General features: G+C 41.6%; 4 protein-coding genes. 1 reads left to right on the top strand and 3 read right to left on the bottom strand.

The features are described 5' to 3' along the window. The coding region (locus tag CXF89_RS21265; RefSeq protein WP_121955626.1) for a hypothetical protein at positions 1–453 on the top strand (453 nt) is incomplete at its 5' end. 38 nt (positions 454–491) lie between these two features. Here CXF89_RS21265 and CXF89_RS20560 read toward each other — a convergent pair. The 3 genes from CXF89_RS20560 to gltB form a co-directional block, all read right to left on the bottom strand. Further along, positions 492–1,802: an IS4 family transposase gene (locus CXF89_RS20560; RefSeq protein WP_121955625.1), complete on the bottom strand. Its 1,311-nt coding sequence runs from the start codon at positions 1,800–1,802 to the stop codon at positions 492–494. Positions 1,803–1,938: 136 nt separating this feature from the next. Next, a complete protein-coding gene (locus CXF89_RS20555) occupies positions 1,939–3,354 on the bottom strand; it encodes an FAD-dependent oxidoreductase (RefSeq protein WP_007584567.1) in 1,416 nt (471 codons plus the stop codon). Between the two features lie 9 nt (positions 3,355–3,363). Next, positions 3,364–7,821 carry a glutamate synthase large subunit gene (gltB, locus tag CXF89_RS20550; RefSeq protein ID WP_007584569.1) on the bottom strand — a complete coding sequence of 1,486 codons (4,458 nt, stop codon included), beginning with the start codon at positions 7,819–7,821 and terminating at the stop codon, positions 3,364–3,366. Positions 7,822–8,192: the final 371 nt, after the last annotated feature.

Below are 8,192 nucleotides of genomic sequence, written 5' to 3'. Positions count from 1 at the left end.
GGTATTAACGGTGCAGTAAATGGTGTATCTAGCTCTAGCAACCAGTCAATTAGTTCCTCAAATCAAAGTACTTATACAACGACGCAAACAAAAGTTTTAGCGTATAAAGCAACAAAAGAATCTAGAGATTTTGGTCAGATCATGTTAGTAAGTACAGCTGAAAATCCAAAAAAGCAAACTCGAGTTGCTATAAATAAATGTTTGCATCCTCGTGTTGGTGAAGTGAAATGTAAAGCTTATATGTACGAGATTAGCCCCCAAGGCTGGTTAATAGATGCCCAAAGTAATCGTATTTGGCTCGAAACAAGAACAACCCACTATGACAAGGTAGTTCCTTCTGGTAGTTACTATATGAAGGTAAGAACGGAAGGCGTTGCTAAAGAAAGCTATGCAACAGGTAATATTAATATAGTCCCGTTTGTCACTAATTACGTTGACATTACATTCGAATAAAACAAATAAAAAAGCAAGCCTCTTGGCTTTAATGCCGTTCACTTAAGGTGAACGGCTTTTTTATTTCTAGCGTACCGCTGTGGTCTTGGGTTGACTGAACGAGGAAAACTTCGCCCCCTTCGTGGCTCTAGAATGAGGCTTTCTGCCATCGCATAAAAGTATTTTAATTGACGTGGTATGGCTCCAGGTGTTGAATAAGGTAATCCAACAAGCAACCTCATTATTTGAGCTAAACTACCATTGAAACTGAGTTGGCATGGTAAATAATCACCTTTTAATGTGTGGCACATTTTTACCATCTGATATCGCACCATATTATAAGTAAGCAACACTCCCCACAGCTCTTGCTTTACAAGCGCAGGTAAGCGACTTCTTAATGTTAATCGATTACCCAGCATATATTGCTTTTGTTCGCGATAACCAAGCTCTATCTCCCAGCGGTGACTATATAAATCGCCTATACCGGCTGACGGATATTGCATCGGAGCTGTCATCGATGTTATCACACTGTATGATTTACCCTTTATTTTTCGAGTCACTAACCTCGCTATTAAGGTGTCAGGCAGCGTTGGCCACATCTTTCTTGCTCTTGGGTTGCTGCTAAGTTGGACTAATTTATCATTACGCCCTAATGTTTGAATAACTTCATATTGCACATTTTTTTTCAGGGGGATTAGCCAGTGGCGTTCACTGCCAGTCGTTTGCCATTTATGTAAAAGCCCTAAAGAATAGAAACCTTTGTCGAATAAAGTGAGACTGTTATCGGGTGTGGTTTCTATAAGCTTTTCAGCCAGCACCATTTCATTGACCTTGTAATCATCAAAAGCACTCCCCGTGATTAGGTGGCTGCTTAGCTCCATTTGACACACCATTCTGACCTGTGGGTATTGTGTATTGGTCGGTTTTGTAAAGGCTTCATTGTTTTGGGGTGAGTCATCCGTACGCCAAACAACACCATCGACACCAAGCAAGGTAAGCCCATTCCAATGAGGATGATTAGCGCCATTATTCCAATGCCTTTGGGTGCATTCAAATAAGGCTTTCATGGCGGCTTCACCTAGGTTTTTACGACGCTGAGTTAAAGCACTTGGCGCAACAAATGGCTTACCATCGCGGTCAACAATGTCGAGCATATTAACGACATCGGCCATCGATTTGTCATTATAAATAACCATCCCGATCAACAACCAAGCCATCGATTCTAGAGTTAGTTTTCTTTTTCGTAGTGTAACGGTTTCGGTCAGTGCATAGGCTTCTTCGATAAGAGATAAAGGGAGTAAGTCTGCGAGTGTTTCAACGTCATTAGGTTTGATGTTGTTAATAATATCGAGAGCATTAGAAAGTTGCATAAAAAAATCCGAATTCTACAAAAGAATTCGGATTCTTACATACCTAGAAGATCGTTCAAGTGCTATTAACTAATTCTTAAATGATCGGCATTAGCCTCTTGGCTTGCTTTAAATATCGTTATTTTAACACGAAAAATTAAACTTTTAAGTAATCCATAATACCTTCTGCAGCGTTACGTCCTTCAAAAATAGCAGTTACCACTAAATCTGAACCACGTACAATGTCGCCACCAGCAAATATTTTAGGGTTAGTAGTTTGATGTGTAAACTCACCTTGCTCTGGTGCGTTAATACCGCCCCAGTTGTTTATTTCTACATCGTATTTTTCTAACCAATCCATTTTGTGAGGTTGGAAACCAAACGCCATAATAACTTGATCTGCTTCAATAACATGCTCTGAACCAGGTACTTCTTCAGCACGGCTTCTGCCTTTTGCGTCAGGTTCACCTAATTTAGTTTTAACCATTTTAACGCCGGTCACTTTACCTTTATCGTTCAATACAATGCCTTTAGGCTGAACGTTATACGTAAATATAACGCCTTCTTCTTTCGCGTTTTTAACTTCACGTTTAGAGCCTGGCATATTTTCTTTATCACGACGATAAGCACACGTTACTTTTGCAGCATTTTGTCGAATAGACGTACGCACACAGTCCATCGCTGTATCACCACCGCCAAGTACAACTACTTTTTGATTAGCCATATCAATACACGGTTGTTTTGTCTCATCGTAGCCCATTACACGGTTCGTGTTACCAATCAAAAACGGCAATGCATCGTGAACACCCGCTGCATCTTCATTTTCAAGACCTGCACGCATACTCTGATACGTACCAACCCCTAAAAACACAGCGTCGTAATCAGCTAAAATTTGATCAAGTGTAATATCAACACCTACTTCAACATTTAACTTAAATTCTACGCCCATTTCAGTGAAAATTTCACGGCGCTTTTGCATTACTGATTTTTCAAGTTTAAAAGAAGGAATACCAAATGTGAGTAGTCCACCTATTTCTGGGTGACGATCAAACACTACTGGTTTAACGCCATTTCGCACTAAAATATCAGCACACCCTAAACCTGCAGGGCCCGCACCAATAATGGCTACTTTTTTGTCAGTCCATGTTACATAAGACATATCAGGCTTCCAGCCCATTTTAAATGCCTCATCAGTAATGTATTTTTCAATATTACCAATTGTAACCGCACCAAACTCTTCATCGAGCGTACACGAGCCTTCACACAAGCGGTCTTGTGGGCAAACACGCCCACAAACCTCTGGTAAGCTATTTGTACGATGAGAAAGCTCAGCTGCCTCTATAATACGGCCTGTGCGTATTAACTTTAGCCATTGTGGAATGTAGTTATGTACTGGACATTTCCACTCACAGTATGGGTTACCACAATCTAAACAACGGTCAGCTTGTGAGTTGACCTGATTCTCTGAAAAGGGTTCGTAAATTTCTACGAAAGATTTTTTACGTGACGAGATTGGTTTTTTGCGTGGGTCTACACGCTGCACGTCTATAAATTGATATACATTTTCGCTCATACTGCCCCCTTATTGCGCCTGAACACGTAGTTCGGCACTACTGCGAGCGCGATGCCCGAGTAAACTTTTTACGTCACTTGATATTGGTTTTACTAATTTGAACATCGGTAAGTACAATTCAAAGTTAGCCAAAATACTTTCTGCTCTGCACGAACCCGTAAGCTCTAAATGCTCAGCAATTAAGCCGCGTAAATGTTCTTGATGCGACGTTAATTCGTCTAGTGTTACTATTTCGACAAGCTCTGGATTAATGCGTTTTTCAAAATCATTTCGCTCATCTAAAATATAAGCAAAACCACCTGTCATACCCGCGCCAAAGTTAACGCCTACATTGCCCAGTACACATACAACGCCGCCCGTCATGTATTCACAACAGTTGTCACCTACACCTTCAACAACCGCTTGCACACCTGAGTTACGAACTGCAAAGCGCTCGCCTGCACAACCTGCAGCAAACAGTTTGCCGCCTGTTGCACCGTATAAACATGTGTTGCCTGCAATTGTGGCTTTGTGACTTTCGAACGACGAGCCAAGTGGTGGACGAATAACTAGCTTACCGCCCGCCATGCCTTTACCTACGTAATCGTTTGCATCGCCAACCAGTGTCATTTCAAGGCCACCGGCATTCCACACACCAAATGATTGACCCGCAGTACCGTGTAGCTCAATTGCTACAGGATCTGCCGCCATACCTTGGTTGCCATATTTATCAGCAATATAGCCAGAAAGCATTGCACCTACCGATCTGTCCGTATTACAAATACGACTTACTAGTGAGATACCGCTTGAAGCATCAATTGCTTCTTGCGCCTTAGCAAGTAGGCTCTCATTAAGTTTTCCTAAATAATGTGAGCTATTAGGCGCACTACAATAAAGTGTTTCACCTGTTGGGTTATTAGGCTGAGCAATTACGGAAGATAAATCAATTTTCTTCTGTTTTGCTGTTTTGCCTTCAATTGCTTCAAGCAAATCTAAACGACCGATTAAATCAGTTAAGTTTACAACACCTAAGCTTGCCATGATTTCACGTGCTTCTTGCGCTATAAACTTAAAGTAGTTCATCGCCATTTCTGGTAAGCCGTGGTAATGCTTTTGACGAAGTGTTTCGTCTTGTGTTGCAACACCGGTCGCACAGTTATTTAAATGGCAAATTCGTAAGTATTTACAACCAAGCGCAACCATTGGGCCGGTACCAAAGCCAAAACTTTCTGCACCTAAAATTGCCGCTTTAATTATATCTAAACCCGTTTTTAAGCCACCATCTGTTTGCAAACGAATGCGATGACGCAGTCCATTTTCAACAAGGGCTTGCTGCGTTTCTGCAAGTCCTAGTTCCCATGGGCTACCTGCATATTTAACTGAAGTAAGTGGGCTTGCGCCTGTACCGCCGTCGTAGCCAGAAATAGTAATTAAATCGGCATACGCTTTAGCAACACCCGTTGCAATGGTTCCTACGCCTGGTTCTGAAACCAGTTTTACAGAAATAAGTGCTTTAGGGTTTACTTGTTTCAAATCGAAAATTAGCTGTGCTAAATCTTCAATTGAGTAAATATCGTGATGTGGTGGTGGCGAAATTAATGTAACACCGGGAACAGAATAACGAAGCTTAGCAATATACGGGGTTACTTTTTCACCCGGTAATTGACCGCCTTCGCCTGGTTTTGCACCTTGCGCTACTTTAATTTGAATAACGTCAGCACTGCGTAAGTAATGCGGCGTTACGCCAAATCGACCTGAAGCGACTTGCTTAATACGCGAGTTTTTCTCGGTACCATAACGCAGCTTATCTTCGCCGCCTTCACCAGAGTTTGAACAACCACCTAAGCGGTTCATTGCAATTGCTAGAGCCTCATGCGCTTCTGGCGATAATGCACCAATACTCATTGCCGCTGAATCGAAACGCTTGTATAGGTTTTCTGCAGGCTCTACATCATCGATGCTAATGCCTTGCTCTGGAATTTTAAGCGCAAGCATGTCACGTAAAGTGGCAATAGGACGCGTATTAACAAGTTTTGCATATTCACTGTAATCACTATATTCACCAGAACGAACTGCTTTTTGCAGGGTTTGGATTACATCTGGATTATAAGCATGATACTCGCCACCATGTACGTACTTAAACAAGCCGCCGTGGCTTAATAATTTACGCTTACTTAGAGCAAGTTTGTGTAAGCTTTGCTGATCGTCATCAAAGTCGGTAAAGCATGCGCCCTGTATGCGACTTGCCACACCTTTAAAGCACATTTGTACAATAGCGTCAGATAAACCAACCGCTTCAAACAACATTGAGCAGCGATATGACGCAACCGTACTTATGCCCATTTTAGACATGATTTTGTATAAGCCCTTGTTAATGGCTTTACGGTAAGCAAGAGTTACTTCGCAATACGACTTATTAATAATTTTGCTGTCGCTCATTGCAACTAACGATTCATACGCAAGGTATGGATAAATTGCCGTAGCACCAAAGCCTAATAACACAGCAAACTGATGCGCATCACGCACACTACCGGTTTCAATGATAATGTTTGATTCACAGCGAAGATTGTTATCAACTAATCGTTTTTGTACCGCACCTACAGCCATAGCTGCTGGAATCGGCAAATTTGCTTCATCAAAGTTACGGTCAGTTAAAATAAGCATGATACAACCAGCGGCTGCTTTTTCTTGTGCTTGGTCACAAATACGCGTTACCGCATTTTCTAAACCTTCTTCAACTGTGTAGGTAATATCAATTTTACAGTAGCTGTAATGCGCTTCATCAGCATTTAATAGCTGCTGCATGTCTGCGTACATTAAAATTGGCGTATCAAACTGTAGGCGCTTAGCATGGCCTGTTGTTTCGTTAAATACGTTTTGCTCACTACCAATACATGTCGCAAGTGACATTACATGATTTTCACGCAGTGGATCGATAGGTGGATTTGTTACTTGCGCAAATTTTTGGCGGAAGTAATCATAAAGCGAACGATGCCCTTCACTAAGCACTGCAAATGGCGTGTCATCACCCATTGAGCCGGTTGCTTCTTGGCCGTTTTCACCCATTACACGAATAACACTATCAAGCTCTTCGTTGGTATAACCAAACATTTTTTGATATTTAGCTAGCGTTTCGTCATCAAATGAGCGATTACCGGCGTCTTGTTCAGTAAGCTCTTCAAATGGAACTAAACGCTTAACGTTCTCCTCAAGCCATGACTTGTAAGGATGGCGAGACTTTAAATCTTGATCGATTTCATCTGAGTGCCAAATTTTGCCAAGCTTAGTATCAATAACTAATAATTCACCTGGACCAACACGGCCTTTTTCAACTACTTCATCGGCAGTGTAATCCCAAATACCCACTTCTGATGCAAGCGTAATAAAGCCATCTTGTGTAATTACATAACGCGCTGGACGAAGTCCATTACGGTCAAGGTTACAAGCCGCAAAACGACCATCCGACATAACAATACCTGCCGGGCCATCCCATGGTTCCATATGCATAGAGTTAAAGTCGTAAAATGCACGTAAATCGTCGTCCATTGCACGGTTTTTCTGCCATGCAGGTGGTACGAGCATACGCATAGCGCGGAATAAATCCATGCCACCAGCTAAAAATAGCTCAAGCATATTATCTAGGCTTGATGAATCAGAGCCGGTTTCGTTTACAAACGGTGCTGCGCTTTGTAAATCAGGAATAAGCGGTGACGCAAACTTATATGAGCGTGCGCGTGCCCACTGGCGGTTACCTTCAATAGTATTAATTTCACCATTGTGTGCTAAATAGCGGAAAGGTTGAGCTAAAGGCCAACGCGGCTGAGTATTAGTAGAAAAGCGCTGATGGAAAACACAAATCGCACTCGTCATACGAATATCAGCTAAATCTAGGTAAAAATTTGGTAAATCTGCAGGCATCATTAAGCCTTTATAGATAGTTACCAAACCAGATAGACTTGCGATATAGAAAGCTTCGTCATCAACAATGCGCTTTTCAGCGCGGCGGCGTGCTACATATAAGCGACGCTCTAAGTCTTTAGAACGCCAACCTTCTGGCGCGCTAACAAAAATTTGTTCAAAACCTGGTAATTGCTGTACAGCAATAGGACCCAACATAGATGGGTCGGTTGGCACAACGCGCCAACCTAAAATATTTAACGTTTCTTTTTCTAATTCTTCGCTAAGTATTTGTTTTGCAGCTTGCGCTAAAACAGGGTCTGAATTTAAAAATATCATACCCACTGCGTAGTTTTTGCCTAAGTGCCAGTTATGTTCACTAGCAATAGCACGGAAAAAGCTATCTGGTTTTTGTAATAATAAACCACAGCCATCACCTGTTTTACCATCGGCAGATATACCACCACGGTGCTGCATGCGATCAAGCCCCGTGATAGCAGTACGAATAAGCCTATGACTAGCTTGACCATTAACTTGGGCTATTAAGCCAAAGCCACAATTTTCTTTTTCTAACTTTGAGTCGTATAACATAGACCCCTCCCCTTGCTGCACTGTTAGCGTGGATGAACTGCTCGACGATTTGCTAACAGACGGACAAAACTAGCCTCTATCTTAAATAGAGTCAATAGCACTTTGAATACATATTCACATTCTTGAATATTTCTCACTTCATAGCAAGATTTCTTTTTATCATTATTTTTAACATTTAGCGTTATTTTAACCACTATTTTTTCATGACACTGGTGTCAAGTTTAACATATTGTAAAAAACACGAGCCTTCAGCGTGCCAGCTTACGTAAACGTAAAGGCGGCCGAAAGTGAATAAGTATTCAGCGCTAGAGGGGCTATTCAGTTAACATTTAGATAGTTTTATGCTATTTCATTACTTTAATGGCTTAACA

The organism is Pseudoalteromonas sp. MelDa3, from assembly GCF_002863625.1.
In the GTDB taxonomy this organism is placed as follows: Bacteria; Pseudomonadota; Gammaproteobacteria; order Enterobacterales; family Alteromonadaceae; genus Pseudoalteromonas; species Pseudoalteromonas arctica.
This window is presented reverse-complemented; position numbering and strand designations above follow the sequence as displayed.